This window comes from Sphingopyxis indica, from assembly GCF_032879645.1.
GTDB lineage: Bacteria > Pseudomonadota > Alphaproteobacteria > Sphingomonadales > Sphingomonadaceae > Sphingopyxis > Sphingopyxis indica.
The window spans coordinates 3553248-3579519 of the sequence record NZ_CP076394.1 but is presented as its reverse complement, the minus strand read 5'-3'; the positions used below and the strand labels follow the sequence as shown (position 1 = coordinate 3579519).

Below are 26272 nucleotides of genomic sequence, written 5' to 3'. Positions count from 1 at the left end.
GACACGGGGTCGACGGGGCTGTGTGTCGGGGTGCCGCGGCTTAGCGGAGTCCAGAAAAGTCGATGTCGCGAATGCGGCCGTAGCGCACCTCGCAGCTGAACTTGCCGCGGTCGTAATAGCCGCCGCGGTCCCAGCGCCCGCGATAGCCGTCGCGCACGACGAGGCGACCCTTGACCTTGTAGCCGTCGCGCTTGCGGTCGATGTCGGTGATTTCGGTAACCTCGGCACGGCCGTAACGGCTCGCGCTGCGCTGAACCGCGCCGACGCACTGGTTTACCGCGCTGCGGCCGCCGCCATAGCGGGCATAGTCGTAGCGATAGCCATAGCGCGGATCGTCGTAGCGACCGCGATAGCGGTCGTCGTAGCGATCGTAGCGATCGTAGCGATCATTGTCCGAGGCGAGGATGGCGGCGAGGCCGCCGATCACGACCGCGCCGGCGATGATCTCGCCCGCGTCGATGCCGTCGTCGTCATAGCGGTCGCGCGCTATCGCGGGCGCGGCGCTCAGCATCGCGCCGGCGGCGGCCGCGCCGATGGCGGCCTTGCCAAGGGTGTGAGGGATCGTGCGAGCCATGCTCTGCTCTCCTGCAAATGCGGCCTGCACCATCGCGGGCCTGTTGCAGAGTTAATAGCAAGGGCGGGGTGACATGCGGCTGAACCCCTCGCTTATCTGCGGTTCAGCAAGCGGGCGCGCCGCCGCATCAGTCGACGCGGACGTCGGTAACGCGGCCATTGCTATAGGTGCAGCCGAAGCTGCGCGTCGGCTCGCCTGGGCGCGACAGGTCGCCGGTGACATAGACGCCATAGCCGACGTCGGGGCGTGTGCCGCCGATGCTCTGGACGCGGGCGCCCTCGCCCGCCTCGGCCTCCGCGGCCCAGCTGCAGGCGTCGGTCGCGCGCTGCCCGATTTCGTTGCTCGTATAGCGCGGCATGTCGGGCGCATCGCGCTCGTCCCGATAGCCTGCGTCGCGCGGCGCGTCGGGGTAGGGCGGTTCGTCGCGATAGTCGTCGTCGCGGCCATCCTTGCCCGCCGCGCTCGCGATCGCGGCGATCGCGCCGATGAGGAACAGCCCGCCGATCACGTCGCCGGCGTCGATGCCGTCGTCATGGCGATGCCCCCAGCCGCCGCCGTGATGACCGCCGCCGTGATGGCGCCCGCGCGCTTCGGCGGGCGCGGCGCCGAGCGTGGCGAGGAGAAGAGCGGTGCCTGCGGCGAAGCCGGTCAATGTGCGCATCGTGCGGTGGTCCTGTGCGGCGGGCGTGTCGGCCGGGCCCGCATCATGTTGTCCGATAGACCCGTCAGGCTTTCGCGAGCGTGAACCGCTCGAAGGAAGAAAGGCCCGCCATCATAGGGATGACGGGCCTTCCGCGCGCGCGGCACCCCCCAGCAGCCGCAGCGCCTATTCGTAGAAAGTCTCGGTCGTCGTCTCGACCGTTTCGGTCACCACCGGCGGCGAAGTCGTAATGGTCACGCTGCCGGGCGAATAGCCGCCATAACCATAGCTGTATCCCTGCCCGCGGCCGCCGCCCGGATAAGCGGTCGAATAATAGGTGCCCGGCGGCGCCGGAGCGGATGCAGGTGCGGGCGGCGGCGGGGCATAGCTCGTCCCCGGGCGCCCCTCGACCGTGCCCTGATAATATCCGCGATAGAAGCGGCCGTCGGACGCCTGAAACGTGCCGTCCCAGGTGCCCGTCCAGCGTCCGCTGGCATCGTAATTGCCGTTGTAGGGGGTCGCCGACGGCTGGCCGCTGCCGTCCCATGCGCCGGCCCAGCGCCCCTCCGCGTCGTAACTGCCGCCATAAACCGCGTCGGGCTGCGCGGACGGCGGCGCCTCGCTCGCGGCCGGCGCCCGGTCGGCATTGCCGGCATAGACCCGGTCATCGGGCGCGCCGGGTGCGCCATAGTCGAGCGCGGGCGCCGGATTTTGGGTAAAGGCGCTCGCGGATTGAGCCACGCCGAACAGCGACGCGGCGGCAGTGCTCAGGAGCAAAAGGGTGCGCATGGCCGACCTCCCTGCTGGCGCGACTGCCGCGTCCGGCGACAACCGCTTGGGTTACAGCCTGTTAGCAAATTCCGAACGATTGCGCGAATCCGTTAACCTTTTGCCTTACGTCCCATTTTGGGGCGGGTCAGGCGCCCGCGAGCGCCGCGGCGATCCGCGCCACGAGCGCTTCGGCGCCCGCCTGATCCTCGGCCGCGAAGCGCCCGGGCCGGGGGCTGTCGAGGTCGAGCACGCCGATCAGCCGGTCGCCCGCGACGATCGGCACGACGAGTTCGCTGCGGCTCGCGGCGTCGCACGCGATATGGCCGGGAAAGGCGTGGACGTCCTCGACCCGCTGGCTCGCGCGCAGACGCGCCGCGGCGCCGCACACGCCCTTGTCGAGCGGAATGCGGATGCACGCCGCCTTGCCCTGAAAGGGGCCGAGCACCAGTTCCTCGCCGTCGAAGCGATAGAAGCCCGCCCAGTTGAGATCGGGGATCGCCTGCCAGATCAGCGCCGCGACATTCGCCATATTGGCGATCGCGTCGGGCTCGCCCGCGACGAGCGCCTCGGCGGCGTCGGCAGCTTCGGCCCACAAGGCGTCGGTTTCGGTCGCGGTGAAGGTCAAAGCATAGGACATGGGCGTCTTTCAACGAGGGTCGGAACCGATAGGGCCTATTCGACGGCGAGGCCGGTCCATTTCGCGGCGAAGGCATATTTGTCGGCGGCCTCGTCGATGATCTTGTCGGTCGGCTTGCCCGATCCGTGGCCGGCGCGCGTTTCGATGCGAATGAGGTGCGGCTTGTCGCCCGCGTCGGCGTGTTGGAGCGCCGCGGTATATTTGAAGCTGTGCCCCGGCACGACGCGATCGTCGGTGTCGGCGGTCGTCACCAGCACCGCCGGATACTCCACCCCGTCGCGGATGTTGTGATAGGGCGAATATCGGATCAGATTTCTGAAATCGGCCTCCTTCGACGGATAGCCATAATCGTCGACCCAATAGCGCCCGGCGGTGAAGCGGTCGAAGCGCAGCATGTCCATCACGCCCACGGCGGGCAGCGCCGCGGCGAAAAGGTCGGGGCGCTGGTTGGTCACCGCGCCGACGAGCAGCCCGCCGTTCGACCCGCCCTCGATCGCGAGCTGGCCCTTGCCGGTGATGCCTTGCGCGATCAGATATTCGCCCGCGGCGATGAAGTCGTCGAACACATTCTGCTTGTTCGCAAGGCGCCCGGCGTCGTGCCACGCCTTGCCATATTCGCCGCCGCCGCGCAGGTTCGCGATCGCGAGCACCCCGCCCTGATCGACCCAGGCGAGCTTGGTCGGCGAAAAGGCCGGGGTCATCGAGATGTTGAAGCCGCCATAGCCGTAAAGCAGCGTCGGCGAGCCCTTGCTGCGGTCGAGCCCCTTCTTCATCACCACGAACATCGGCACTTCGGTGCCGTCCTTCGACTTGTAGAAGCGCTGCTCGACCGAAAATTGCTTCGGATCGAAGGTCAGCTTGGGCTCGGCGAAGATCGTCGTCTTTCCGGTCACCGTGTCGAGCCGATAGATGGTCGTCGGCCGCGCATAGCTCGAAAAGGCATAAAAGGTTTCGGGGTCGCCGAGCTTGCCGTCGAAGCCCGACGCGGTGCCGATGTCGGCGAGGTTGATCTCGGCGACCGGCTGGCCGTCCAGCGTCACCATCCGCGCCTCCGACTTGGCATCGCCGAGATAGGAGAGAATGATGCGGCTGCCGACCTGCGACGCGCCGACCAGCGTGGCCTCGCTTTCGGCGACGAGCGGGGCGATCGCGTCGGGCTTGCCGATGTCCATCGCGACGAGCCGCTGGCGCGGCGCATCCTTGTTGGTGAGGAAGATGAAGCGCGAGCCGTCGTTGCCGACATATTCCCAATTGTTCGCGAAATCGTCGACGAGGATTTGGGGCTTCGGCGCCTGTTTCGACAGGTCGTAGAGCGTCAGGCCATAGCGTTCGTCGGTGCCTTGCGACGAGGTGACCAGCAGATAGCGGCCGTCGTCGGTCACTTGTGCAGTGTGGTTGAGCGCGGGCTTGTCGGGGGTCGCGTGGATCGGCACGTCGGCGCTCTGCGGCGTGCCGAGCTTGTGAAAATAGACCGCCTGATTTTCGTTGAGCGACTGAAAGGTTTCGCCGTCCTCGGGCGCCGGGAAGCGCGAATAGTAAAAGCCGCTGCCGTCCTTCGCCCAGTCGAGCGCCGAAAATTTCACCCAGCGGATCTCGTCGGGCAGATCCTCGCCGGTCGCGACATCCTTGACGCGCACGATGCGCCAGTCGGTGCCGCCGTCCTGCACCGCATAGAGAAGGTGCGTGCCGTCCTTCGACGGGGTCCATTCGGCGAGCGCGGTCGCGCCGTCCTTGGCCCACGCATTGGGGTCGATCAGCACGCGGCCCTCGCCGCCCAGCCCGTCGCGGACATAGAGCACCGATTGCGGCTGCAACCCGTCGTTGCGTGTATAGAAATAGCGCTCTCCGGCCTTTTCAGGGAGGCCGAAGCGCTCGTAATTGTAAAGCTCGGTCATCCGCCTGGCGAAGACGTCGCGCCCGGGCAGCGTGTCCAGATAGGCGTCGGTGACCTTGTTTTCCGCGGCGACCCACGCCGCGACCTTCGGATCGGTGCGCACGTCATTCTCGAGCCAGCGATAGGGATCGGCGACCTCGACCCCGAACTGCGTATCGACCGTGTCGCCGCGCGCGGTCGCCGGATAGGCGAGCCCGCTCGCCGGCGCCGCCGCGGCCGCGCTTTCCGCCGCCTGGCTCGCTCCCGGTACGGTCATCAGCAGGGCAAGCGCCAGCGGCGCGCGATATTTGGGTCGAAGCATGGCAAGGCGATCCTCATGGCTTGGGTAATAATCGTGCGCGGCACTGTAAGCATCGGTGGGGGACGGGCAAGGGGGTTTGGGGGAGGCAATCAATGCGCGGGCGAGACCCGCACGCTCCAATAGAGGATATAAAGCAGGCCCGCCCAGATGAGCAGGATGGCGATCATGCCGGCGCGGCTCGACGGGCGCTCGCTTGCGGCCTCGGCTGCCCCGCGAAATTCGGCCCACAGCGTTGCCGGGATCAGGCGCCGCACCGCCCACAGGCCCGCGGGGACGAGGATCAGATCGTCGATCCAGCCGAGGACGGGCACGAAATCGGGGATCAGGTCGATCGGCGACAGCGCATAGGCGGCGACCGCGACCGCGAGCAACCGCGCGGCCATGGGCACGCGCGGGTCGCGCGCGGCGAGCCACGCGGCGTGCGCCTCGATCCTCAGCCGATGGCCCAGATCGGCGATGCGTTCGGAAAGGGATTTGCCCGGCATGGCCGACAGCATTACTTCACTTGCATGGCTATCCAACTGAAAAGCGCGCGCGTCGAACGCTGGCCGGTCGCGGGGCAGTTCGTCATCAGTCGCGGCGCGACCGACCATGTCGACGTCGTCGTCGCCGAGATCGAAGGCGAAGGCGCGCTGGGCCGCGGCGAAGGCACGCCGGTCTATTATCTCGGTGAGGATGCGGCCGGGTGCCGCGACCAGATCCTCCACACCGCGGCGCATATCGCGGCGATGGGTGCGGCCGAGGCGCGCGCGGCGATTCAGGAGCTGATGCCGCCGGGCGCCGCGCGCAACGCGCTCGATTGCGCGCTGTGGGACCTCGAGGCGAAGCAGCGCGGGCTGCGCCTCTGGCAGCTCGTCGGCTGCGACGGTGCCCCGACCGCGCGCGTCACCGCCTTCACCATTTCGCTCGGCACACCCGGCGCGATGGCCGAGCAGGCGGCGACCGCGGCGGCCGACGGCTATCGCCTGCTCAAGATCAAGCTGACCGGCACGGACGACCGCCTGCGCGTCTCGGCGGTGCGCAAGGGCGCGCCCGAAGCGCGGCTGATCGTCGATGCCAATGAAAGCTGGGGGCAGGTCGATCTTTTGACCGAGGCCGAAGCACTCGCCGACCTTGGCGTCGAGATGATCGAACAGCCGGTGCCGGTGGGCACCGACGCGCTGCTCGACGGCGTCTATGCGCCGGTCCCCTTCGTCGCCGACGAAAGCTGTCACACCGCCGCCGACGTCGCGCGGATCGGCGCTTTCTATGACGGGGTGAACATCAAGCTCGACAAGGCGGGCGGGCTGACCGAGGCGCTGCGGCTCGCCGATGCCGCCGACGCGGCGGGGCTTGCGATCATGGTCGGCTGTATGCTGTCGACCAGCCTCGCGATCGCCCCCGCCTTCGTCCTCGCGCAGCGCGCGCGCTGGGTCGACCTCGACGGCCCCGCGCTGCTCGCACGCGACCGCGAGGAAGGGTTCGAGTTTCGCGAGGGGATGGTGGGGCCGCGGGTAGGATGACCGTCCGCGCTGGGGTGGGTTTGAGACATTGGCTGCACCCCTCCTCTTCAGAGGAGGGGCAGCGAGACTTGGGCGCTTCGCGCCCTAGTCGCAGCGGGGTGGTGCATGGCGTCTTGCGCGCTATCGCGCGCCACCACCGGCGTCGGGTGAACAGTCCCCCGGACTGTTCAGGTCGGTCCGGGGGACCGACCGACCCGACACCCCCCTCCTCTGAAGAGGAGGGGCTTAAGAAGGTCCGCAATCGCTCGGATGCCGCCTTCCAAACATTTCGCGCAGAGACGCAGAGAACGCAGAGATTTTCACGCTTGCCCTCTGCGCTCTCTGCGTCTCTGCGCGAATCTGGCGACGGCCTGACGGCAGCAATCGGTCGTTTCCGGTCATTGCGTCCAGATTGGCACGAATGGCCGCTTCCACCCGTCATCGCCTCACCCCCTTCGCCGTCGCGCTGATGCAGTGCCGGCTTGCCCGGCTCAACGCCCGCGCGGCTCGGCGTAGCTCACCACCTCATATTCGATGCCGTCGGGGTCGAGGAAATAGAAGCGGCGCCCGGGTTCGTAGTCGCCGTGGTTGAACGGGGTCAGGCCGACCGCCTTGACGCGCATCTCGATCGTGTCGAGGTCGTCGACCTGCACCCCGACATGGTTGAGCGGCGCGCCCTTGGGATGGCGCCCGTCCGCATCTTCGCCGCCGGGTCCGGTATAGAGCGCGACATAGGCGGCCTCGCTGCCGAGGTGGATGGTGCGTCCGCCGTCGCGCGCCGGGCCGCGCCAGCGTTCGTGCCAGCCGAAGATCGCCGACAATATGCCCGCGGTCCGGTCGGGATCGCTGACGGTCAGGTTCACATGTTCGATAAAGGGGGACGTCACGGTCTTCGCTCCTGATTCGGGTTGACGTCGCGCCATATGAAAGCTCAACTGAGGTTGAGATCAAGCGAAAGCCGAACGGAGACGAGAATGCACCGGACCGACCTGATCGCGATCGGCGAACTGGCCGCGCGCACCGGCGTCGCGGTGTCGGCGATCCGCTTTTACGAAGCGAAGGGACTGGTCGAGGCGCTGCGCACGCGCGGCGGCCAGCGCCGCTTCCTGCGCGCCGACATCCGCCGCGTCTCGTTCATCCTGATCGCGCAGCAATTGGGATTGAGCCTCGAGGAAATCGCCGGCGAGCTGGCGCGCCTCCCCGCCGGGCGGACGCCCAACGCCGCCGACTGGGCGCGGATCAGCACCGACCTGCGCGCGCGGATCGACGCGCGGATCGCCGCGCTCGAACGCACGCGCAAGCTGCTCGACCAGTGCATCGGCTGCGGCTGCCTGTCGTTGAAGAAATGCAGGCTCTATAATGCGCAGGACAAGGCGGCGCAGCGCGGCGCGGGGCCGCGCTACCTGCTCGGCGACCGGCCGGGGGAGATTGCCGAGGTGAGCGATGGCGGCAAAACGGGCGCATCGCGCCCGTCGCCCGGACCATGATGAACGAAAATGGCTCGTCTTCGGAAAAGCTTGCGGTGCGCCGCCCCGGCGCTAGGATGCCGCTTGCGCCGGCGGCGCTTATGGCCATCCGGCGGAAGGAGAGGGTCATATGAGCAATATGCAAAAGGGGTTGGCCGAGTTTATCGGCACTTTTTGGCTTGTCTTCGGTGGCTGCGGCAGCGCGGTGATCGCGGCGGGATTTCCCGACGTCGGCATCGGCCTGCTGGGGGTCGCGCTGGCTTTCGGTCTCACCGTTCTCACCATGGCCTATGCGATCGGCCATATTTCGGGATGCCATCTCAATCCGGCGGTAACCGTCGGCCTGTGGGCCGGAGGGCGCTTCGAGGCGCGCGACATCCCGCTCTATGTCGTTGCACAGGTGCTCGGCGCGATCGTCGCGGCGTTCCTGCTCTTCTACATCGCCAGCGGCAGCCCGGCCTATGATCTGGCGACCAACGGTCTCGCCGCCAACGGGGTCGGCGAGGGATCGCCGGGCGGCTATGATCTCTGGTCGGGCCTGATCATCGAAATCGTGCTCACCGCGGGATTCGTCTGGGTGATCATGGGAGCGACCGACGGCCGCGCACCTGCGGGTTTCGCGCCGATCGCGATCGGACTTGCGCTCACCTTGATCCACCTGATTTCGATTCCCGTGACCAACACCTCGGTCAACCCGGCGCGCAGCACCGGCCCGGCGCTCGTCGTCGGCGGGCTGGCGCTCCAGCAATTGTGGCTCTTCTGGGTCGCCCCGCTGATCGGCGGCGCGGTCGGCGGCTGGCTCTATCGGACCGTGGGCGCCGACACGCATCCCAAGCCCGATATCGAGGGGCAATAGGGGCGGCGCGCCGGCCGGAGTCCCCGGTCGGCGCCGCCTATTTCAACAGGTCGACCGCAAAGGCGCGCACCTCGTCCGCCATGTCGGGGCGTTCGAGCGCGAGCGCGAGATTGGCCTGGATATAGCCCGCCTTCGATCCGCAGTCGTAGCGGGTGCCGTCGAAGGTCACGGCATGGAAAGGCTGCTGCCCGATCATCGACGCCATCGCATCGGTCAGCTGGATTTCGCCGCCCGCGCCCTTTTCCTGCCCTTCGAGCACGCGCATCACCTCGGGCTGGAGGATATAGCGGCCCGAAATGATCAGGTTCGACGGCGCCTCGGCGACCGGGGGCTTTTCGACGAGGCCGGTGACTTCGGTCAGCGAGCCGTCGCGCGCGCCCGGCGCGATCACGCCATAGCTCGATACCTTGTCCTGCGGGACTTCGAGCACCGAGATCAGATTGCCGCCGACCTTGGCATAGGCATCGACCATCTGCTTCATGCAGCCGGGCGAGCCGTGCATGAATTCGTCGGGCAGGAAGATGGCGAAGGGTTCGTCGCCGACGATGTCGCGTGCGCACCAGATGGCGTGGCCGAGCCCGAGCGGTTCCTGCTGGCGGACATAGGCGCAATTGCCGGGGCCGAGGCGCGTCGGTGCGAGCACCGACAGATTCTTGCCGCGTTCGGACATCGTCTTTTCGAGTTCGAAGGCGATGTCGAAATGGTCCTCGATCGCGCTCTTGCCGCGGCCGGTGACAAAGATCATCTGCTCGATCCCCGCCTCGCGCGCCTCGTCGACCGCATATTGGATCAGCGGGCGGTCGACGACCGGCAGCATCTCCTTGGGAATAGCCTTGGTCGCGGGCAGGAAGCGGGTGCCGAGGCCGGCGACGGGAAAAACGGCTTTGCGGATCGGTTTCATGGGAACGGTCCTATTGGCGGCGAGATCGAAATCAATGGGCAAGATCGTCGATACGACGAAACCTCTCGACCCTGCGTCCCGTCGATATAGCGGTCCGCCGATCTTGGCTCGACGACTATTATGGCGTGACGATGATCACGACGCGGCGATTGTCCTGCCGCCCCTCGGCGGTCGCATTGCTCGAAACGGGCAGCGCCTCGCCGCGGCCCACCACCTGTCCCGGCGCGAAATTCATGCCGCCCGCGCGCATCGGCCGCGCGACCGTTTCGGCACGCTCCTGCGACAGCGCGAGATTATAGGCGTCGGTGCCGACCGAGTCGGTATGTCCCTCGACCCGCGCGGTCCCGATCCCCACCGCGACCAGATGCCGGGCCATGGTGGCGATGCGATCCTCCTGTTCGGGCGGCAGCTTGCTCTCGTCGAAGGGGAAGAGCAGCCGGTCGTGAAAGGTCAGCGACCAGTCGGGATCGCCCTCGACAAAGCCTTCCGCCCTCAGCACCGCCATTTGTTCGGCGGTGAAGCCCGCGGGGCGCGGCAGGCTCTGGCACGCGGCGAGCGTCGCAAGCAGCAGCAACAGCGACAGGTTGCGCAGCGGAGCAAGAAGGGGCTGGGTCATGGGGGGCTTTCCGTGCTTTCGATCAGTTTCGGTTCGACAGCTTGTGCGCGTACATGTCCGAATCGGCGACGGTGAGCAGCGCGGTGCCGTCGCCGCCGTCATCGGGGTAGATCGCAACGCCCACGCTGACCGCGGGGCGATAGTCTTCGCCATCGGTCAGCGCGACGGGTTCGGCCACGGCGTTGCAGATGCGCAGCGCCAACTCCTCGGCATCGGCGCGTGCGTCCACCGGTTCGGCGATGACTGCGAATTCGTCGCCGCCGATCCGCGCCGCGAAGTCGGCGCGGCGCAGGACGGCCCTGATCCGCGCGGCGAGCGCAACGAGCACCGCATCGCCCGCCGCATGGCCGAAACCGTCGTTCGCCGCCTTGAAATTGTCCACGTCGATGAACAGCAGCGCCAAGCGCGACCGGCGCGTTGCGGCGCCCTCGATGCGCGCGGCGAGCTGTTCGTCGAAGGCCGCGCGGTTCGGCATCGCGGTGAGCATGTCGTGCGAGGCGCGGTGCGCGAGCATCGCATGTTCGCTTTCCATATGGCCCTGCCAGCCCTGAAGCTCGTCGAGCAGCGCGTTGATGTCGCCGCCGAGCCGGTCGAGTTCGGCGATGCCGAGGCTCTGCACGCGCTTGTCGAAGCGGCGGTGCAGGCGCACGTCGTGCGCGACGCTCGCGATTTCGCCGAGCGGCTTGACCAGTTCATATTCGAAGCGCCGCGCGAGCGCGACCGTGCCGAGACCGGTGACGATCAGGCAGATGAGGCCGGCGAGCAGGCCGATGCGGACATAGTCGAGCAGGGTCGAGGAATCGCCGCTTATTTCGATCGTGCCGATGCGCGATCCGTTGCGCCTGACCGGCAGCGCAAAGGGTTCGGGAAAGAAGATGCGGGTGAGCAGCGGCGCCGGATCGGGCTGCGGCGAGACCCATTCGGTGAGCGGTGCGCCGCGATCGTCGAGGATACGCAGCTGCGCGATGCCAGGAATATGGGTAAGTGGCTCGATCCCCTCGCGCGCCGCCCGCGGGTCGCGGAAGACGAGGGCGGGCTCGACGCCATAGGCGCCGAGCTGCGCCGCAAGCTCGATATTGCGATCGGCATAGCCGCGCAGCGCGGCGACGCCCGCGAGCATGATCGCGAGGCCCGAGAGCGCGACCGCGAACAGGGTGACGCCGAAGTGAAAGCGCGAGAGCAGCTTTTGCAACGTGGTGCGGGGCGGCTTGCGGTCGCTCATGATACGCTCCGCCCGATCTGGAGCACGCGCGGATCGACCCGAAGCGGCCCGCGCGCGATCGCATCGAGATTGACCGAAAAGCTGAGCCCGGCCTCCCGATGGGCGAGGCAGAACATCGCCCCATGGAGGCACGCCGGATCGTCGTCGGTGATCGTCAGGACGGGGCGCGCGCGGACCCATTGCACCAGCCGCATCCGGTCCGCTGACGAGACGCGGCCGAGATAGAGAATATCGCAGCCGCCGTTCGCGATCACCGCGCCGGCAGAGGTCTTTCGCAGGCTCAGCGGCCGGTCGCCGGGAATATCGGGCGCGAGCAAGCCGGTGAGGCGCGGCGCTCCGACCTGGCAGAGCGTCAAATCGTCGCCCGCGCGCCGGCCGGGCCAGCCGACATAGCTGATGATCCCGCCGACCATCCGGTTGACCGCTTCGGTCAGGCCGCCGCCGCTTTCGTCGACGATCGCCTGGCTTGCCTGCTGCACCGTCATGCCCGGCGTGGCGAGCGCGGCGCCGATCAGGAACAAGGATGCCAGCACAACCGAAAAACCCCAGCTTGCGCCGGGAAACCAGCGCCCGGCTGCGGCCGCGTCCGCTAGCTTAACCTATGTAAAAGTCAAGAAAATTGGCGCCATGACGTCAATTTATGTCCCGAATGGAGACAGTTTTGCCGGTCAGGCCGGGCGCAGACGCTCGCCGAATCCCTTGCGCAGCTTGGCGAGCTTGGGGGGAATGACCGCAAGGCAATAGGGGTTGCGCTGGCCTTCGCCGTCCCAATAGGCCTGGTGATAATCCTCGGCCGGATACCAGTCGGACGCGGGTTCGATGCTGGTGACGATCGGCGCCGGCCAGCCGGGCTGCGCGCGTTCGATGCCCGCGCGCGCCGCAGCGGCCTGCGCGTCGTCCAGCGGGAAGATCGCGCTGCGATATTGCGTGCCGACGTCATTGCCCTGGCGGTTGAGCTGCGTCGGATCGTGCGTCGCGAAGAAGACGTCGAGCAGGTCGTCGTAGGAGATGACCGCGGGGTCATAGCTGATGCGGATCGCCTCGGCATGGCCGGTATCGCCGCCGCACACCTGCTTGTAGGTCGGGTCGGCGACGCTGCCGCCGATATAGCCGCTCTCGACACCTTCGACCCCGGCGAGCGATTGAAACACGGCCTCGGTGCACCAGAAGCAGCCACCGGCGAAAATCGCGGTCTCACGGGTCATCGTTTGTCCTTTGCGGGAAAAGTTCGTCCGGTGCCCAAAATAGGAAGCGGCGGCGCTATTCCAAGGGCGGCGGCGCGTCGATCAGCGGCGGGCGGAGCGGTCGGCCCGCGGCGTCGGCCGCCTCGATGGCGGCAATCTCCTGCTCGAAGCTCTTCACCCGGTCGCCCCAGCGCGGATGCGTGCCGGGCTGGATGAGCACCGGTCCGTTGCGCGTGCCGAAGCGTTCCCAGAAGCGGATGGCGGCGTGCGGGTCATAGCCGGCGCCGCGCATCAACCATATCGAGAGCCGGTCGGCCTCGACCTCGGTCTGGCGGAACAGCCGTGCGCTGCGCCCGAAATTCTGGAACAGTCCGCGATCGACGCCGGCGGCGTCGAGCCGCTCGCGGTGGCGCAATATATTATGCGCCAGCTCGTGCGCGACCGCTGCGGCAAGCTCGTCATCGTCGGCGGCGAAGGCGGCGAGGCCGGCGCTGATCAGCACCAGCCGCCCGTCCGCCGCGCCGCTTTCGGTATCGCGCGCCTCGACGCGAAAATCGCTCGCGCAGCCGGCGACGGGGTGGAGCGCGAAGCGCGTCGCGGCGTTCGACACGATCGTCGCGGCATCGAGAGGCGTCGCCGCCATCCGCGTTTCGAGCGCGGTGATGCGCGCAAAGGGATCGTCGGCATCGGCCGGGACGAGGATCGCCGCATCGTCGACCGCGGTGATCGTCTCGCCGGTCCGAAGGCCCGCCTCGGCAGCCGGCGAGCCCGGGGCGACCGCGGCAAGGAAGGGAAGGTCGAAGGCGGCAGCGCCATAGGCGGCAAGCGCTTCGCCGCGCCGGTCCGCGCCGTAAAGCCGCGGATCGCCCCAGATCCAGCCATATTGCGCCTGTTTCTCCGGGCACCAGCCGGCGTTGGCGGTGGTCAGCCGAAAGCCGATCGCCGCGACCCGCGCTTCGAGCGCGGCGAGAGTGCGATAGGGCGAGGCGGGCGATGCAGCCTCCGCGGGCACGGCCGCTGCGGGAGCGGTGAGTGCGGCGGTGAGCAAGGCGAAGAGCGGACGGACGAGCGGGGGCATCGGCGCGGGCTTATCAAGCTCCGCCTGTCGCGACCATGAATTTCGCGACGCGAAAGGCGGCCGTATCGCTGGAAATTGCAACCGCTTTCGGGCGTTAGGCGGTCATAAGGGTCCTCCCCGGCACGGGGAGGGGGACCATGCGAAGCATGGTGGAGGGGCACCCTCGGTTTACGCTGCGTTCAAAGAGGGAAAGGCAAACCGCCTGTGCCCCTCCACCACCCTTCGGGCTCGCGGGAAGCAACGCGCCCCGCGCGTTCCTTTGTCCCGCTCGCTCCCCCTCCCCCAAGGGGGAGGACCGTCCGCTCTCCACCCCAAAGCCGCCGCGCGTCTGCAAAGGACAGGATCCGCCGATAAACAGCGGCCGTCCGCATTGATCGACCCGCGTGCAACGCACCGGCCTCTTGCCTATCGCGGGGCGAGCGACGATAGGGCGGCGATGACCGAGGCTCCGTCCGCCAGAACCCGCCCCGCCGCGCTGTCGCGCTGGCTGTGGGTCGTCGCATTGCTCGTGATCGCCATCGTTGCGGTCGGCGGCATCACCCGCCTGACCGAATCGGGCCTGTCGATTACCGAGTGGAAGCCGGTGTCGGGTATCCTGCCACCGCTGAGCGATGCGGCATGGCAGGCCGAGTTCGAGAAATACCAGCAGATTCCCGAATATCAGCAGATCAATCGCGGCATGTCGCTCGCCGCGTTCAAGGGCATTTTCTTCTGGGAATGGCTGCACCGCATCCTCGGGCGGCTCGTCGGGCTCGCGCTGCTCGTGCCGCTCGTCTGGTACGCTTTCCGCCGCGCGATCCCCGCGGGCTACGGCTGGCGGCTGTTCGCGCTCGCCGCGCTCGTCGGGCTGCAGGGCGCGATCGGCTGGTGGATGGTCGCCTCGGGGCTCGTCCAGCGCACCGACGTCAGCCATTTCCGCCTCGCGACCCATTTGCTGACCGCGCTGTTCCTGCTCGCGGGCCTCGTCTGGACCGCGCGCGACCTGGCGCAACTGGCGCGCGATCCCGGCGCGCGTCCGGCGCGGCTGACCGGCGGCGCGATCGCGGTGATCGCGGTGCTCGTCGTCCAGCTCTTGCTCGGCGCATGGACCGCCGGGCTCAACGCCGGCTATGTCGCAAGCACATGGCCGCTGATGAACGACCATTTCTTCCCCGAAGGTATCGACTGGTCGTCGGGCGCGTGGATGGCGATCACCAACGACCCCTTCCTGATCCATTTCCTCCATCGCTGGTGGGCGTGGGTCGCGGCGCTCGCGCTGTTGCTCCTCGCGCGCGCGCTGTGGCGGCGCGGCGGCCGGACCGAGGCGCGGCTGCTGCTGCTCGTCGTCGCGGCGCAGATGACGCTCGGCATCGCGACCGTCGTCACCGGCGTGTCGATGTGGGTCGCGGTGCTGCATCAGGTTACGGGCGCGCTGCTGGTCGCGACCACCGCCGCGGCGCTGCACCGGCTGGGACGCCGCGACGCACAGGGCGCTGCCCCCAAAATTTGACGCGAGGTATCATATTACCTGTCAGCAATCGCGCGCTGAGCTTGACTTTCGGCGCGTCACTCGTCATTGGGCCGCATCGAAGCGCCGCCGCGTCCGTTCGGATCAGGCGGCGCGGTTTGTTTCCGGGCGGCTGGCGGCAAGCCCTATGCCCAAGTCCATCTCTGTCAAGGAGCGTGCCATGAAGGCGCTGACCAAGACGACCCAGTCGGCGAACGCCGCGACGGTCGAAAAGAAATGGGTGCTGATCGACGCCGACGGCCTGGTCGTGGGCCGCGTCGCGACGATCATCGCCAACATCCTGCGCGGCAAGCACAAGCCGAGCTTTACCCCGCATGTCGACTGCGGCGACAATGTCATCGTCATCAATGCCGAAAAGGTGCAGTTCACCGGCAAGAAGATGGCCGACAAGCGCTATTACAAGCACACCGGCTATGCCGGCGGCATCAAGGAAACCAGCCCCGCGAAGATCCTCGAGGGCCGCTTCCCCGAGCGCGTGCTCGAAAAGGCCGTCGAGCGCATGATCCCGCGCGGCCCGCTCGGCCGCCAGCAGATGCGCAACCTGCGCATCTTCGCGGGCACCGACCATCCGCACGCCGCGCAGAACCCCGAAGTGATCGACGTCGCGTCGATGAACCGCAAGAACAAGGTGGGTGCATAATGGCTGACGAACAGACCATGACCGATCTCAAGGATCTCGCCGGCGCCGTCGAAGGCGTCGAGACCCCGGAAACGCCGTCGGCGCCGCTGCGCGAGCAGCAGCTCGACAAGCAGGGCCGCGCCTATGCGACCGGCCGCCGCAAGGACGCCGTCGCCCGCGTGTGGGTCAAGCCCGGTTCGGGCAAGATCACCGTCAACGGCCGCGATCAGGAAGTCTATTTCGCGCGCCCGACGCTGCGCCTCGTCATCAACCAGCCTTTCGGCCTGACCGATCGCGTCGGCCAGTATGACGTCGTCGCGACCGTCAAGGGCGGCGGCCTGTCGGGCCAGGCGGGCGCCGTGCTGCACGGCATCGCGCAGGCGCTGACCCGTTACGAGCCCAAGCTGCGCACCGCGGTGAAGGCCGCGGGCTTCCTGACCCGCGACAGCCGCGCGGTCGAGCGTAAGAAGTACGGCAAGGCGAAGGCCCGCCGCAGCTTCCAGTTCTCGAAGCGCTAATCATTTTTCCGCCGACGGGTGGAGAAAAGGAAGGGCGGTCCGGCGACGGGCCGCCCTTTTTCGTGGCGGACGAGCGGGGATGTCGGTTTCGGGGTGGGGAGCGGACGTTGCGGCCTTTAAGCCCCTCCCCTTCAGGGGAGGGGCTTCCTTATCCCTACGACTGGTATCGCCCGTTTCCAGACGATCCGCGAACTGCCGGCCTAGAGCAAATCGAGGCTTCCCAGCGCGAGCGCCTGCCGCGCCGGGCGTTCGGCCATCACCGCGAACATCTCGTCCCCGCGCGGCGTGCGTTCGACGTTCATCGACGCGAAGACCGCCATGAAATAGCCGCTGAGCGCGCCGACGCGATAATCGTCCCACAGCGCGTCGGCGTCGGCTTCGATCCCCTGCGCCCGCAAGGCCGAGAGCCAGCGGTCGAAGGCGGGCCGGTCGGCGGACGCGCGCTCGACCGGATCGGCGATGCTGGTGCCGACCAGATAGGCAAGGTCGGCGGCGCCGCTGCCGCGGCCAAGCGTCTGCCAGTCGACCAGCCAGCATTCGCGCCGGCCGGGCGCGAAGAGGATATTGTCGAGGCGAAGATCGCCGTGGACGATCGTCCGCGCCGCCGGCGTGCGCGTCAGCCAGGCTTCGAGCCGTTCGACGAGCGCCGCGCCGACGCCCAGAATGTCGGGCGCGAGCCGTCCGGCATAGCGCTCGCGAAAACCGAGATAGAGCTGCGGAAACAGCGCGCGGACCAGATCGCCGCTATCGCGCGAAAGCCACGGCAGCGCGTCGAGCCGCGCATCGTTCCACAGCAGCGCGTGCAGCCCCGCCGCCGCGTCGATACAGGGGCCGAGCGCGTCGAGACCCATCCCCGCGAGTTGATCGCCCGGCTGCGCGGGAGCAAGGTCGGCGAGCAGCAGGATGAAGTCGACGCCGTCCGGCGCAATCTGTGCATGATAGCAATGCGGCGCCGCGACGCCGCTGTCCGCCGCCAGTTCGCGATACCAGCTCACTTCCTTGACATAGGTGCCGGTCAGCGCCGCGATATTGCGGCTCGCCGCGTCGTGGCTCGGGCATTTGGCGACGATGCTCGCGGGCGCGTCGTCGATGCCTTCCGCCCAGTCGAGCGTCAGGCGGAAGCTGTCGCACATCTGGCCGGTCCCGACCTTGGCGGTCGTGAAGCCGCGCAGCGCGCCCGCGGGTTGCCCCAGCCGCGCCGCGATCCAGGCCGGGGTCATCGCCTCCGGCGACGTCGGAAAGCTCATCGCGCGGGGTCCATCAGGCCCGTAAGGCCGGTCGGCGCGTGCGGGCCGACGAATAATTGTTCGAGTACGCCGGTGCCGCGATGCATGGCATCGCCGTCGGCCAGTTCGGCGGTGACGAGCGCCTGGATGTGCATCGCGAGCGGATTGGCCCAGCTTCGTTCCTCCTCGGTCAGCGCGTCATGCGCGACGACCGGATCGGCGCCGTGATCGAAGCCATGGCCCCAGACCGGATGCGTGTAGCCGAGGCCGCTCATCGCGAAGACCGGCCCGGACGGCACGAGTGCCAGCGTGCTGCGGGCTCCGAGATCGACGTCGAGCCGCGCGAGCCGCCGCGTTCCCGATTCCCACGTCGCGGCGAAGGTCGCGCCATCGAAATGGCGTTCGACGCCGCCATCGCCGACGATCACCGCGCGGCGGTTCCACGGGCTGCCCTCGCCGTCGTCGTTGCTGTGGAAGAAGAGCGAGCGGCCGGCGAAATTGCACGGCGTCCACAGCCAGAAGAACTGGCTGAAATTGCCCTGCGGCGGCGGCTGCGATTCGGCGGCCCCGACGGGGCGTATCCCCCAGCTGCGGTCGCGCGTGCCGGTCCAGCCGGTATCGAGGTCGATCCGCTGTCCGTCGACCGACAGCCAGCCCGACCAGCGGCCGTTCTGCGTCATGCGCGTATAGTCCATGAACAATCGCGTGCCGTTGCGGCGGACGAAGCGCGGCTCCAGAATCGGGAAATGACGCCCGGTGAACAGCAGCTCGCCCGCGAGCAGGCCGTCGTTCGCCGCGATGGTCAGAGCAAGGCGCTCGAGCGGGGCGTCGATATGGATCGCGATCGGGCCGACCGCCAGGTCGAGCCGCTCGCCGCCCGAGCGGCGGCTCGCATGGAGGATATGCTGCACGCCATCGACGACGACGCTGAAACTCGCATCGACGATGCCGAGCTGCGGGTAAAGACCCATCGCCGCGGCGAAGAAGAGCGACCCGTCGGCGCTGTAACCGTTGAAGAAATAGCGGTCGTAGAAATTGCGGTCGGTGCCCGCGAAGGCCACCGGCTCGCTCGTCTGGTGCAGCGGATATTCGTCGCCTTTTGTCAGCATCATCCTCATCCCGTTTTTTCTTGCAACCTAACGGCAGGATGGGCTGCGTCAATCCGGCCGCGAGGCGGCGGGCGACATGGCGCGGATGTTACCGGTGAGGCCGGGCCGCACGGCGGCCGCGATGGCGCGAAAGGATCGCGGCGCTTGTCGCGACCCGCAGCGCGCGGTAGGGCGCGCGAGACGCGCAGCAAGGACGGCGAGGCTTGGTCAAATTTCTGTTCGTGGCGATCCTGCTTCTGCTGCTGTTCGGCGGCGGCGCGAAGGCGGTGTTGCGTGGCGGCGCCAGGTCGCTGAATCTTGCCGATCGCCTGCTCGGGCCGGGCGACGGCGCGCGGCTGTTGCTCGCCGATCAGCCCTATGGCCAGGGGCCGCGCCAGTCGCTCGACATATGGGTGCCCGAAGCCGCCCAGCCGCACGACCGGCTGCCAGTCGTCGTCTTCTTCTATGGCGGCGGCTGGAACAGCGGCGCGCGCGAAAGCTATGGCTTTGCGGGCCGCGCGCTCGCGCAGCAGGGGTTCGTCACCGTCATCCCCGACTATCGGCTGGTTCCGCGCGCGCACTGGCCCGATTTCCTGAAGGACAGCGCCGCCGCGGTCGCGTGGGTGCATCGGCATATCGCGAGCCTCGGCGGCGATCCCGACCGGATCGCGCTGATGGGCCATTCGGCGGGCGCCTATAATGCGATGATGCTCGCGCTGGATCCGAGCTGGCTGCGCGAAGCGGGCAGCGATCCTTCGGTGATCCGCGGCGTCGCCGGGCTCGCCGGCCCCTATGATTTCCTGCCCCTCGAAAAGGGCGGTTTTGCCGACAAGGCGATGGGCAAGGTCCGCCCGCTCGAAAAGACACAGCCGGTCGCCTTCGCGCGCGGCGATGCGCCGCCGCTGTGGCTCGCCACCGGTGACGCCGACGATGTGGTGCGCCCGCGCAACAGCCAGAATCTGGCGGCGGCGATTCTGCGCGCGGGCGGCGCGGCGACGCTGCGCGTCTATCCCGGCATGGGGCACACGGCCATCGTCATGGCGCTGTCGGCGCCGTTCCGCGGCAAGGGGCCGGTGCTCGAAGAGGCGAGCGATTTCCTGCGCGGCGTCACCGCGCGCCGCATCGCGCCGATCGGGGCTGCCGCGCAGTGAACGGACCGATCCGCGTCCTCGTCATGGCGGGCAGCCGTCCGGGTCCCGACCCCTTGCTCTCGGGCAGCGGCGTCTCGACCAAGGCGCTGCTCCCCATCGCGGGCCGCCCGATGCTCGCGCATGTCGTCGCGGCGCTGCGCGCGGCGCCCGAAGTGGGGCCGATCACCATCCTCGCGCAGCGCAGCGCCGAGCTCGCCGCCGACCCTGCGCTCGTGGGCTTCGCCGACCTCCATTTCGCCGACTCGGGGCAGGGGATCAGCGCCTCGCTCGCCGCCGCGCTGCCCGAGGGCGATGCGCCGGTGCTCGTGACGACCGCCGACAATGTGCTCCTGACGCCTGCGATGATCGCCGAATTTCTGGCCGGTGCGGAGGATAGCGACGTCGCGGTTGCGATGGTCGAAAAGCGTGTGCTGCTCGCGCGCTATCCCGAATCGAAGCGCACCTGGCTCAAATTCCGCGGCGGCTGGTGGTCGGGCGCGAACCTCTTTCGCCTCCGCGGACGCCGCGTGCTGCCCTTGCTCGATTTCTGGGGCCGGATCGAGCGCGACCGCAAGCGGGGCATGAAGATCGTCGCGGCCTTCGGTCCGGCGCTGCTGCTCGCGGTGGTGCTGCGGCTGATCACCATCCAGCAGGGCGTCGCGCGCGCCGGGCTGCGCTTCGGCCTCAAGGCGAAAATCGTCCCGATGACCGAGCCGGAGGCGTGCATCGACGCCGACAAGCCCGCCGACGTCGAATTGATCGAACGGATCCTCGCCGCCCGGCCGTGACCGGTGCGATGCGCTTTTTTTGGTGAAACGAACGTCAAGCGGCTCTAGGGCGTCAGCCATGAGCATCAAGAAAGCCATCATCCTGTCCGCCGGGCAAGGGTCGCGCCTGTTGCCGCTGACCCGCGACCTGCCCAAATGCCTGATCGAGTTCAACGGCCGCAGCCTGTTGGGCTGGCAGGTCGCGGCCCTCGTTGCCAACGGGATCAAGGATATCGTCGTCGTGACCGGTTTCCGGACCGAACGCGTCGAGGATCACGCGCTGGAACTTTATCGCGACACCGGCGCGCGCGTTCGCACGCTGTTCAATCCCTTCTTTCAGGTCGCCGACAATCTGGGCACCTGCTGGATCGCGCGCGCGGAAATGGACCGGGATTTCATCATCCTCAACGGCGATACCATCGTCTCGGACGAAATCGTCGCCCGGCTGATCGCCGGCGCGGTCGATCCGATCACCGTGACCGTCGATGTCAAGGACAGCTATGACGACGACGACATGAAGGTGACCCGCGATGCCGAAGGGCGGCTCCACGCCATCGGCAAGCGGCTGTTGCCCCCCGACACCGACGCCGAATCGATCGGTATGCTGGCGTTCGCCGGCGACGGGCCGGCGATCTTTCGCAATCAGGTCGATCAGATGATGCGCACGCCCGACGGCGTCGAGCGCTGGTATCTGCGCGCGATCGACATCATCGCCAAGGGCAACCGGGTCGGGACCGTGTCGATCGAGGGCCTCGAATGGCAGGAAGTCGATTTTCCCGGGGACGTCGAGGCCGCCGACGCGCTGACCGCGCGATGGGCCGCGGAAAAACGCTACGCGAAATAGGGTTTCAGCCAGGCGACGAGCGCCGCGACCTGTGCCGCGTCCGGCTTCGCCGCCTGGCCGAGATCGGGCTGACCGGGCCAGCCCGCATCCGTCACCGTCATGCCGGCCGCCGTGCGGTTCCCCTCATAGCGGGGGATCACATGAAAATGCACATGCGGATCGACCATCATCAGCATCAGATAGTTGATCTTGGCGTAGCTCACGGCCGCCGACAGCGCCGCCTCGATCGCCGAGGTGACCGCCTTGAGCTCGGCATGGGCGGCGGCCGGCAGGTCGCCGAACGCCGTTGCGGGTGATTTTGCGGCCAGCACCAGCGCGCCCAATGTCGGCTGGGTCGGGCGCAGCAGGACGAGCCAATGGTCGAATTCGGCGATCAACGTCGCGGGATAGCCGAATTTTTCGATGGTTTCGTTCATGGAACGGGCTCCTCCATCCAGCTGACGATCGGCCGCCCCGAACGGTGTGTGCGATAGGCCTGGGCCAAACGCACCGTATGGACGGCCAGCGAGATGACGGTCCACCAGGCGAGCGCGACAAGGCCGACGTCGGGACGCCCGGCGAGCAGCGCGACGAACAGGATCGCCATATTCGGATTGCGGCGCGCGGTGATCAGGCGAAAATCGCTGTCGAACCGCCGCCAGACATGAATGTCCATGCCGAAGTCCTTGAGGAACAGGCCCTCGATCACCCGCTGGAGAATATAGCCTGCGATCACCCCGACCATCACCAGTGCGAATGTCTGGGTCGAAAGCGCCAGCCCCCAGCTGCCCAGGCCGACGCCCCAGAAATACCACCAGAAGGGCGGATGGATCAGGTCGACGCCATGGTCGGCGACATTGCCCCATTTGGACGAGGTGATCGTGCAGCGTGCGAGTTTTCCATCCACGGTGTCGAGCACCATGAAGATAAAGCCCGCGAGCATCCCGGTCCAATATTGGCCATGGGCGAAGAGATAGGTCGCATAGATGCACAGCGCCGCGCCGATCGCCGTCACCATGTTCGGCGTCATGCCGATGCTCGCTGCGCCGCGCGTCAGCCACAGCGCCAGTTCGGGCCAGAGATATTTGGTCAGCAGGTCGGTGACGCCCTTATAGGCGCCGAAATAGCTGCGGCGTTCGATTTCGCGCCGGGTGGCAGGGGTCAGATCGCGCACGAAAGGTTGTTCGAGTTTGCGAAGCTGGCGGTTGTAGAGCTTTCGCCCGTCCGCCAGGTCGACGACCGAGGCGGTCATCGGATCGCGGCCCTGCGGCGCCTGTCCGACCACCGGTACGCCGTTCCACGCGAAAACCAGCCCGGGCTGGCCCAGGACTTCGCGGAGCAGCATCGGGTCGAAAACAAAGTCGAGGTTGAACAGCAGTTCGTGCCCCGGCGCGACCGCCGCGCCGTCCTTTCCGGCGCTCTCCGCCAGCCGGCGGCAGCGTTCGGCGTTGGTCATGCCCCAGATGGGCGTGGCGTTGTCGCCGATCAGGCGCACCGGCCCGGCGGCTGTCGCGATCGTGCCGCTCATCCGTTCGCCCTCGCAAAGTCGAGGATGAGGTCGGCCTGGCGCCGGGAGGCGGGGATCGGGGACTGGTCGATGGAATCGCGCATGGCCGTTTCCTGAGCATCAATGAAGCCGGGTTGCAAGTCCGCCGCCCGGGCCAGCGCGCGGGGCAGGTCGGCCAGATCCTCGATCACCTGCCCCAGCCGCCAATGCGCAAAGGCGGGATCGCCCTGCCATGCCCGCCGGTCGAGGTTCAGGAAAATGCAGGGGCGCGGGCGCACGACAAATTCATAGATCTGGCTCGATACGTCCCCCAGATAGACGTCGGCGCTCGTCGTATAGCTCATGTCGATCGAATGGTGGCTGCCCATGTCGACGCGCACATGGGGGGCCCGCGACGTGATCGGCGGCACCTGGCGCGCCAGCTTGATATGCGGTGCGACGATGACGTTCCATCCGTCGAGCGCTTCCAGCGCCGCGAGAATGGCGGGGCCGTGGCGGATCCACGACGACAGCTCCGCATCGAAATGCGGATTGTAGAGAAGCACCGGGCGGTCGTCGGGGAAAAAGCGCTGAGGCTCCGTGTCGAGCTCGAATTTGGGATAGCCGGCGACGACGATATTCTGCTCCGTGCCGAGGCCGCGCTCGATCATTCGGCGGCGATCCTTGATCCCGCCGACCAGCGTCAGGTCGAAATAGCGGTGGCGTTGCTTATATCCGCCTTCGCGATCGCCCGCCCCATGCTTGATGAGAATCGTCCGCGAAGGAAATCCGGGGACGCGGGAGAGCCAGGCGGTGGTGATCTCGGTCGTCACGAGAACCGGGAAGCGCGTGAGCGTGCGATAGTTGAGCAGCAGGGTGGCCAGCCGCGACGGCTGGCGAAAGAGCGTGTCGGGGCCCGGCGGGCGGCGCAGGCGCACCGGATCGAGCAATCCCTGCGGATCGCGGCTTCGGATCAGATCGAGAATGCGCTCCGACGGCGACAGGACCGAAATCCGCACATCGTCGCGGCGGGCAAGTTCCAGCGCGGTCGGCAGCCAGTGATAGAGTTGCTGCGCTTCGGCGATGGCGAGAAAGGCGATGGAGGTCGGCAAGGATAGACTCCGGGAGGCGCGGAATTAGCCGGGAATATGGAGCTGCGACAAGGGCGCAATCGAAGTTAGCAGGCCGCGGTATCGGTTTCGAAATCCGCCGTCCGCCAGCCGTGCCGCGCCGCGTGCGCGGCCGGCCCTTTGCCCCGCCCGATCAACCAGGCTTCGTGGGCGAGCGCAAAGGTCGGGGCATCGCTGACATGATCCGAATAGAAGCGGATGCGGCGGGCGCCGCCGGGGACGTTGGCATCGAGCCATTCGGTCACGCGCCGGGCCTTTTCCGCGCCATAGCAATTGCCCCCGTCGAGCGCGGGCAGCCAGTTGCCCGCGGCATCGCGCTGGTGGCGGGTGGCGACGACGGCGTCGAATCCCAGCGCTTCGGCGATCGCATGAGCATAGAATTCAGGCGCGGCGGTCGCCATCAGCAGGCGAAACCCCTCGGCGCGATCGCGCGCCACGGCGGCGCTGGCGCCCGGCGGAACATCGGCGGGGACGCGCCAGCCTGCAAAGCGTTCCGCCAGCTTTGCGGCGCGGTCCGGGGTCAGGCGCGGCCCCAGCATCAATCGAATGGCGGCGGGCTTGAAACGATCGCGCCCATAAAGCCGCAGCGCATGGCCGAGACCCAGCGCTGCGAGGCCGGGCAGCAGCAGCAGGCGCCAGGGGGCTTCGTGCCAGGCCGCCCAGATCAGGAACAGGGTGAAGGTCGGCCGGCGCAGCAGGGTGCGGTCGAGGTCATAGATGGCGACGCGCGTCGCTGTGGGGTCTGTCACGCGGATCGGGTCCTTTTGGCGGGATTCGTTGGAGTCATGACGCTTCCGATAGGGTTCCGCCTTGGAGGCGCAGCCGTCGCCCGACGCTGCCGAGTGAGGCGCGGTCGGCGTCGGGCAAGGCGAACCGCACCGACAGCCAGATGGCGGCCATGGCCAGCAGGATGATCAACGGCAACGCCGCGGCGTCGGGCAGCCGTCTTGCCACAAAGGCCAACAGGCCCGCCACCAGCGCAACCAGCCCGCCGCGCAACGCTACCGACAGAAATTGCCCGTCGAAGGGATGCAGCTTCTCGGTCAGGGCGAGCTGGAGCATCGGAATGCCCGCCATCACGATCAGGCCGGCCGCCATGCCCAGCGTAACCCCGGTCAGCGCGTCCATATGACCGACGATCAGCGAACCCGCCCCGATGGCGACAAGGACACCGGCGATGCTGGCGGTGAGCTGGTGGCGAAAGGCCGCCACGACTTGCAGGATGGGCTGCGAAATGCCGAGAACCGCCTCTGCCGCGCGGGCGAGGAACAGGATGATGACCGCGCCCTGCGCGACATGCGCCTCAGCGCCGAACAGCCCGAGCAGCGACGAGCTGCCCGCCGCCAGCACCGCCGCCAGCGGCAGCGCGACGGCTGAAATCAGGCGCGTCGCATAGGCATAGATGGCGGCGACCTGTGCGCGGTCGGCGCGCTCGGCGCTCGCCGCGAGCGGCGCGAGGACATAGACGAAGGCGATGCGGACGAGCTGGACGACGCTCGACAGCTTGCGGGCGATGGTGAACAGGCCCGCCGCCGCGGCGCCGCCCGCGCCGGGGATCAACAGGTTGAGGATCAGCGCCGGCGCATCGCCGAACAGGCGGGCGATGACGTTCGAGGGCAGGATCGAAAGTCCCGCCCAGAAGGTGTTCTTCGCGGTCGCGCTGCCGCGCGGCGCGCGGCGCAGCTCGGCGAAGCTGTAATAGCGCGCGAGCAGCCGGACGCAGAGGAAGGCGGTCACCGCCAGCGAGCAGATGTGCGCGATGAACAGCCCCTTGAGCCCGAGCCCGCCCGCGAAGAACAGGCCCGCAAAGACGAGCCGCAAAATCTGTTCCCAGACGATCCGCAGGCGGATCTCGGCGCCGAACACCATGCGCGCGCGCATCGCCGACGTCGCAATCTCGACGAACGCCCAGAGGGGGAGCGCCCAGACGAAGAGCTGGATCGCAGGCACGACGAGCGGCCGGTCGCGCGTCGCGACGTTGAGGAAGGGGGCGAGGTCGGCGGCGAACAGTGCGATCCCGCCGGCGACGACCAGGCACGGGCCGACGCCGAACAGCATCGCGGTGCGCAGTGCGGCTGCGGCTTCGGCATCGCCCGCCGATTGCGGCACGGTGCGCTGCATCGCGCTCGTCATGCCGAGGTCGAAGATATTTTCGATCAGGTTGATCGCCGCCCAGAGCACCGCATAGAGGCCATAGCCCGCGAGCCCGAACATCGCGACATAGAGCGGCTGCGCGACGATCTCGACTACCGCGCCGAGCCGCGCGAGCACGGTCGTGCCAAGCCCCTTCGCAACATGGCGACTGGTGACGGCTGGCACTGGGGCGGGCTCTTCGCTCATCGCTGCGCAAGTAGCAT

At 67.9% G+C, this 26272-nt stretch carries 29 protein-coding genes; 9 read left to right on the top strand and 20 right to left on the bottom strand.

Going from position 1 to position 26272, the window contains the following annotated elements; translation table 11 throughout:
* Positions 1-40 precede the first annotated feature (40 nt).
* The 6 genes from KNJ79_RS16830 to KNJ79_RS16805 all read right to left on the bottom strand — a co-directional run bounded on the left by KNJ79_RS16830 (position 41) and on the right by KNJ79_RS16805 (position 5302).
* On the bottom strand, positions 41-574 hold the full coding sequence (locus KNJ79_RS16830; protein ID WP_317151947.1) for a hypothetical protein: 534 nt from the start codon (positions 572-574) through the stop codon (positions 41-43).
* A 127-nt stretch (positions 575-701) separates the two neighbouring features.
* Positions 702-1235: a hypothetical protein gene (locus KNJ79_RS16825; protein WP_317151946.1), complete on the bottom strand. Its 534-nt coding sequence runs from the start codon at positions 1233-1235 to the stop codon at positions 702-704.
* 165 nt (positions 1236-1400) lie between these two features.
* Entirely contained in the window at positions 1401-2003 is a 603-nt protein-coding gene (locus tag KNJ79_RS16820; protein ID WP_317151945.1) for a hypothetical protein, read from the bottom strand.
* Positions 2004-2130: 127 nt separating this feature from the next.
* Entirely contained in the window at positions 2131-2622 is a 492-nt protein-coding gene (locus KNJ79_RS16815) for a GAF domain-containing protein (RefSeq protein WP_317151944.1), read from the bottom strand.
* 35 nt (positions 2623-2657) lie between these two features.
* Positions 2658-4817, bottom strand: a complete 2160-nt coding sequence (locus tag KNJ79_RS16810; RefSeq protein ID WP_317151943.1) for a prolyl oligopeptidase family serine peptidase — start codon at positions 4815-4817, stop codon at positions 2658-2660.
* An 89-nt stretch (positions 4818-4906) separates the two neighbouring features.
* A complete protein-coding gene (locus KNJ79_RS16805) occupies positions 4907-5302 on the bottom strand; it encodes a YkvA family protein (protein WP_317151942.1) in 396 nt (131 codons plus the stop codon).
* Between the two features lie 24 nt (positions 5303-5326).
* Here KNJ79_RS16805 and dgcA point away from each other — a divergent pair, with 24 nt between their 5' ends.
* On the top strand, positions 5327-6319 hold the full coding sequence (gene dgcA, locus KNJ79_RS16800; RefSeq protein ID WP_317151941.1) for an N-acetyl-D-Glu racemase DgcA: 993 nt from the start codon (positions 5327-5329) through the stop codon (positions 6317-6319).
* Positions 6320-6789: 470 nt separating this feature from the next.
* On the opposite strand, the gene KNJ79_RS16795 is transcribed toward dgcA, so the two are convergent.
* On the bottom strand, positions 6790-7185 hold the full coding sequence (locus KNJ79_RS16795) for a VOC family protein (RefSeq protein ID WP_317151940.1): 396 nt from the start codon (positions 7183-7185) through the stop codon (positions 6790-6792).
* An 87-nt stretch (positions 7186-7272) separates the two neighbouring features.
* Between KNJ79_RS16795 and soxR the strand changes: the two genes are divergently transcribed.
* Both soxR and aqpZ read left to right on the top strand, forming a co-directional pair.
* Entirely contained in the window at positions 7273-7785 is a 513-nt protein-coding gene (soxR, locus tag KNJ79_RS16790; RefSeq protein WP_317151939.1) for a redox-sensitive transcriptional activator SoxR, read from the top strand.
* A gap of 109 nt (positions 7786-7894) precedes the next feature.
* Positions 7895-8620: an aquaporin Z gene (gene aqpZ / locus KNJ79_RS16785; RefSeq protein ID WP_317151938.1), complete on the top strand. Its 726-nt coding sequence runs from the start codon at positions 7895-7897 to the stop codon at positions 8618-8620.
* A 37-nt stretch (positions 8621-8657) separates the two neighbouring features.
* Here aqpZ and galU read toward each other — a convergent pair whose 3' ends face one another.
* The 6 genes from galU to KNJ79_RS16755 all read right to left on the bottom strand — a co-directional run bounded on the left by galU (position 8658) and on the right by KNJ79_RS16755 (position 13621).
* On the bottom strand, positions 8658-9521 hold the full coding sequence (gene galU, locus KNJ79_RS16780; RefSeq protein ID WP_317151937.1) for a UTP--glucose-1-phosphate uridylyltransferase GalU: 864 nt from the start codon (positions 9519-9521) through the stop codon (positions 8658-8660).
* Positions 9522-9639: 118 nt separating this feature from the next.
* On the bottom strand, positions 9640-10137 hold the full coding sequence (locus KNJ79_RS16775) for an OmpA family protein (protein WP_317151936.1): 498 nt from the start codon (positions 10135-10137) through the stop codon (positions 9640-9642).
* A 22-nt stretch (positions 10138-10159) separates the two neighbouring features.
* Entirely contained in the window at positions 10160-11359 is a 1200-nt protein-coding gene (locus KNJ79_RS16770) for a diguanylate cyclase domain-containing protein (RefSeq protein WP_317151935.1), read from the bottom strand.
* Positions 11356-11892: a YfiR family protein gene (locus KNJ79_RS16765; protein WP_317151934.1), complete on the bottom strand. Its 537-nt coding sequence runs from the start codon at positions 11890-11892 to the stop codon at positions 11356-11358. Before KNJ79_RS16765 ends, KNJ79_RS16770 begins: the two co-directional genes overlap by 4 nt.
* Before the next feature lie 135 nt (positions 11893-12027).
* Positions 12028-12564 (bottom strand): peptide-methionine (S)-S-oxide reductase MsrA, encoded by a 537-nt coding sequence (gene msrA, locus KNJ79_RS16760; RefSeq protein WP_317151933.1) that lies wholly within the window; start codon positions 12562-12564, stop codon positions 12028-12030.
* Positions 12565-12619: 55 nt separating this feature from the next.
* Complete coding sequence (locus KNJ79_RS16755) at positions 12620-13621, bottom strand: M48 family metalloprotease (RefSeq protein WP_317151932.1); 1002 nt, start codon at positions 13619-13621, stop codon at positions 12620-12622.
* Between the two features lie 436 nt (positions 13622-14057).
* Here KNJ79_RS16755 and KNJ79_RS16750 point away from each other — a divergent pair, with 436 nt between their 5' ends.
* The 3 genes from KNJ79_RS16750 to rpsI all read left to right on the top strand — a co-directional run bounded on the left by KNJ79_RS16750 (position 14058) and on the right by rpsI (position 16265).
* Positions 14058-15110 carry a COX15/CtaA family protein gene (locus KNJ79_RS16750; protein WP_317151931.1) on the top strand — a complete coding sequence of 351 codons (1053 nt, stop codon included), beginning with the start codon at positions 14058-14060 and terminating at the stop codon, positions 15108-15110.
* 178 nt (positions 15111-15288) lie between these two features.
* Positions 15289-15768: a 50S ribosomal protein L13 gene (rplM, locus tag KNJ79_RS16745; RefSeq protein ID WP_089215443.1), complete on the top strand. Its 480-nt coding sequence runs from the start codon at positions 15289-15291 to the stop codon at positions 15766-15768.
* Complete coding sequence (rpsI, locus tag KNJ79_RS16740) at positions 15768-16265, top strand: 30S ribosomal protein S9 (RefSeq protein ID WP_317151930.1); 498 nt, start codon at positions 15768-15770, stop codon at positions 16263-16265. The genes rplM and rpsI overlap by 1 nt, the downstream gene beginning before the upstream one ends.
* A 200-nt stretch (positions 16266-16465) precedes the next feature.
* Here the strand turns inward: rpsI and KNJ79_RS16735 are convergent, their stop codons facing one another.
* Together KNJ79_RS16735 and KNJ79_RS16730 are read right to left on the bottom strand one after the other, a co-directional pair.
* Positions 16466-17512 (bottom strand): phosphotransferase family protein, encoded by a 1047-nt coding sequence (locus KNJ79_RS16735; protein ID WP_317151929.1) that lies wholly within the window; start codon positions 17510-17512, stop codon positions 16466-16468.
* Complete coding sequence (locus tag KNJ79_RS16730; RefSeq protein ID WP_317151928.1) at positions 17509-18603, bottom strand: hypothetical protein; 1095 nt, start codon at positions 18601-18603, stop codon at positions 17509-17511. The genes KNJ79_RS16735 and KNJ79_RS16730 overlap by 4 nt, the downstream gene beginning before the upstream one ends.
* 200 nt (positions 18604-18803) lie before the next feature.
* On the opposite strand from KNJ79_RS16730, the gene KNJ79_RS16725 reads away from it, so the two are divergent.
* Genes KNJ79_RS16725 through KNJ79_RS16715 form a run of 3 tightly spaced genes read left to right on the top strand, consistent with a single transcriptional unit; the run spans position 18804 to position 21320 of the window.
* Positions 18804-19730, top strand: coding sequence for an alpha/beta hydrolase (locus tag KNJ79_RS16725; RefSeq protein ID WP_317151927.1), 927 nt, complete (start codon positions 18804-18806; stop codon positions 19728-19730).
* Positions 19727-20497: a nucleotidyltransferase family protein gene (locus KNJ79_RS16720; RefSeq protein WP_317151926.1), complete on the top strand. Its 771-nt coding sequence runs from the start codon at positions 19727-19729 to the stop codon at positions 20495-20497. Before KNJ79_RS16725 ends, KNJ79_RS16720 begins: the two co-directional genes overlap by 4 nt.
* 58 nt (positions 20498-20555) lie before the next feature.
* Positions 20556-21320 (top strand): phosphocholine cytidylyltransferase family protein, encoded by a 765-nt coding sequence (locus tag KNJ79_RS16715; RefSeq protein ID WP_089215448.1) that lies wholly within the window; start codon positions 20556-20558, stop codon positions 21318-21320.
* Here KNJ79_RS16715 and KNJ79_RS16710 read toward each other — a convergent pair.
* The 5 genes from KNJ79_RS16710 to KNJ79_RS16690 form a co-directional block, all read right to left on the bottom strand.
* On the bottom strand, positions 21308-21736 hold the full coding sequence (locus KNJ79_RS16710) for an HIT family protein (protein WP_317151925.1): 429 nt from the start codon (positions 21734-21736) through the stop codon (positions 21308-21310). The two genes, KNJ79_RS16715 and KNJ79_RS16710, sit on opposite strands and share 13 nt — an antisense overlap.
* Positions 21733-22827, bottom strand: coding sequence for a CDP-alcohol phosphatidyltransferase family protein (locus tag KNJ79_RS16705; protein WP_317151924.1), 1095 nt, complete (start codon positions 22825-22827; stop codon positions 21733-21735). Before KNJ79_RS16705 ends, KNJ79_RS16710 begins: the two co-directional genes overlap by 4 nt.
* Positions 22824-23897 (bottom strand): glycosyl transferase, encoded by a 1074-nt coding sequence (locus KNJ79_RS16700; protein WP_317151923.1) that lies wholly within the window; start codon positions 23895-23897, stop codon positions 22824-22826. The genes KNJ79_RS16705 and KNJ79_RS16700 overlap by 4 nt, the downstream gene beginning before the upstream one ends.
* Before the next feature lie 65 nt (positions 23898-23962).
* Positions 23963-24664: an HAD family hydrolase gene (locus KNJ79_RS16695; RefSeq protein ID WP_317151922.1), complete on the bottom strand. Its 702-nt coding sequence runs from the start codon at positions 24662-24664 to the stop codon at positions 23963-23965.
* A gap of 34 nt (positions 24665-24698) precedes the next feature.
* Complete coding sequence (locus tag KNJ79_RS16690; RefSeq protein ID WP_317151921.1) at positions 24699-26255, bottom strand: lipopolysaccharide biosynthesis protein; 1557 nt, start codon at positions 26253-26255, stop codon at positions 24699-24701.
* Positions 26256-26272: the final 17 nt, after the last annotated feature.